At 66.5% G+C, this 1,395-nt stretch carries 3 protein-coding genes; 1 reads left to right on the top strand and 2 read right to left on the bottom strand.

Annotation, left to right across the window (positions count from 1 at the left end):
- On the bottom strand, positions 1-297 hold a 297-nt coding region (locus ABZ260_RS51065; RefSeq protein ID WP_355633215.1), incomplete at its 3' end, for an acyl-homoserine-lactone synthase.
- 488 nt (positions 298-785) lie between these two features.
- Here ABZ260_RS51065 and ABZ260_RS51060 point away from each other — a divergent pair.
- The gene (locus ABZ260_RS51060; RefSeq protein WP_355633212.1) at positions 786-1,319 is read left to right on the top strand and encodes a hypothetical protein; all 534 of its coding nucleotides are present in this window, start codon (positions 786-788) and stop codon (positions 1,317-1,319) included.
- On the opposite strand, the gene ABZ260_RS51055 is transcribed toward ABZ260_RS51060, so the two are convergent.
- Positions 1,289-1,395: AAA family ATPase (locus ABZ260_RS51055; RefSeq protein WP_355633218.1), on the bottom strand; the 107-nt coding region annotated here is incomplete at its 5' end. The two genes, ABZ260_RS51060 and ABZ260_RS51055, sit on opposite strands and share 31 nt — an antisense overlap.

Raw genomic sequence — 1,395 nt, 5'->3', positions numbered from 1 at the left:
ATCGCGAGGAGCGGGGGCGCCGCGCAACGTCTCGGAGAAGACGTCGGGGATCATATAAGGACCGTCGGTGGGCAGGAGCCGACAGCACCCCGTGACCTCCCGGCAGACCTCCCCATGGCTGATCACATAGACCGGATCGCAGTCGTCGTAGGAATCTCGCTCCATTCCGTGGAGGCTGTCGACGTCCCAGCGGAGGCGTTCGTAGAACACCTCGTAGCGGAGGCGGAACATGCCGGTGAGCAACCACGCCGGGAGGTCACCCGTGCGGCCGACGACAATCCGTTGTACGCACTCCATAGGGCTAGTCAATGAATGGTTACCGGCGTCGATGTCGTATCTCTCCAGTGATCGGGTCCCGCGCCACCCACTGGCTGGCGTTTGGCATGCGCTGCGCCTCGTCGCGCCACTCGTCGACGAGCAGTCCGGCTACACCCCCAGCGTGACCACCTCACCGGCGAACCGGTAAGAAACCTTCCTGATCGGACCATACGCCCTAGACAGGGCGGGTCAAGCACTTTCTATGCCCTCACCAGGACAGGAGCACCCCGTGATTCTGCTGTGTGGTGTTGACTGCCGTTTTTTGGTGGTCTGCCGTGTGATGTGGCTACTACCAGCATTAACCAGGAGTAGCTGGCCGTGTCCGCATCGTTGCGAAGTGACGATGCCTCAGCACTGATTCATAATCTTGCTGTCTGCGTTACTGCTGATTGATACGTCTTATCGCTTCTCTGATCCTCTCCGATCTTCGATGCTGTTTATCTGTTCTTTGTGGTCTCTGCTGTGCGGTGCTGACTGCTCGTTCCTTCGTGCTGTTCTGTTCGTTCTGGTGGCTATCGGCCTCGGCCACCCCGTCCGCGCGAGGGGTCGCGGCGAGGCCTCGGCCGGGCGGCTCGCTCGGCCTGGGCGCGCTGGGCTTGCTGGGCTTGCTGGGCTTGGGCGCGTTCGGTGTGCCCCTGGGCGGGCAGCGCGGCGCGCAGGCCGATCTCCTCGGTGATCGCGGCCAGCTGCCGCCGGGCTTGGTCGACGGTGGCTGGGACGCGGCGGCCCGGGAAGGACACAGCGGCCGCCGCCGCACGGTGAGCCTCCTGCTCGACCTCGCCTATGGGCCGGGCGGCGTGGGGAGGGTCGGGCTGCGGGGCGCTGAGCCGGGCGACATCGCCGACGGCCGCGGCCTCCAGTTGCGCCAGGCGGGCGTCGGAGAAGGCGCCGTAGCGGCGCTCGGTCCAGGCCGGGGCGTGCGTGGCCCGGCGCCGATGCAGATCGCGGGCCAGGGCCTCGGCGCTCGCGGTCAGGGCTGCGGGACGCCGTCGAGGAGGTAGACGGAGCCGATGTTGGAGGTCATGATCAGGACCGTGTTGCGGAAGTCGACGGTCCTGCCCTGCGCGTCGGTGAGCC

Origin of the sequence: Streptosporangium sp. NPDC006013 (genome assembly GCF_040614275.1) — a bacterium.
Taxonomy (GTDB): Bacteria; Actinomycetota; Actinomycetes; order Streptosporangiales; family Streptosporangiaceae; genus Streptosporangium.
The sequence above is the reverse complement of the archived record's forward strand: the minus strand, read 5'-3'. Positions and strand labels throughout refer to the sequence as shown.